Source organism: Ochrobactrum sp. SFR4 (genome assembly GCF_019730395.1).
Lineage (GTDB): Bacteria > Pseudomonadota > Alphaproteobacteria > Rhizobiales > Rhizobiaceae > Pseudochrobactrum.
Window position 1 is genome coordinate 1 of the sequence record NZ_JAAPBB010000866.1, and the last position, 266, is coordinate 266.

At 48.1% G+C, this 266-nt stretch carries 1 protein-coding gene; it reads right to left on the reverse strand.

Features of this window, described 5'->3' with window-relative positions:
* A partial coding sequence (locus HBA93_RS21545; RefSeq protein WP_221724609.1) for a hypothetical protein occupies positions 1-227 on the reverse strand: 227 nt, incomplete at its 3' end.
* Between the last annotated feature and the right edge of the window lie 39 nt (positions 228-266).

Sequence of the window (266 nt, forward strand, 5' to 3'; positions counted from 1 at the left end):
CCTCTTCCGTTCGCATAGGTCTTCGCTGCGTTTAGCGCAAATTTTGAGACACTGCCACTTTCTATATGCCCCCCCACAGGTGCCACATCAATCACCTGTGTTTCCCCAAAGAGGATGTTGGGAATATCCGAGCTGTGCTTTGTGCGCTTTGCAGTATGGGCGAGCATCGTTAGGGTATTTGCCATGGCGGTTGCTAGTTCATCAACTTGATATGGCAGTATTCTCATACCATCCCATACCCAGTTCGCTATCTTAGTTATGCTTTT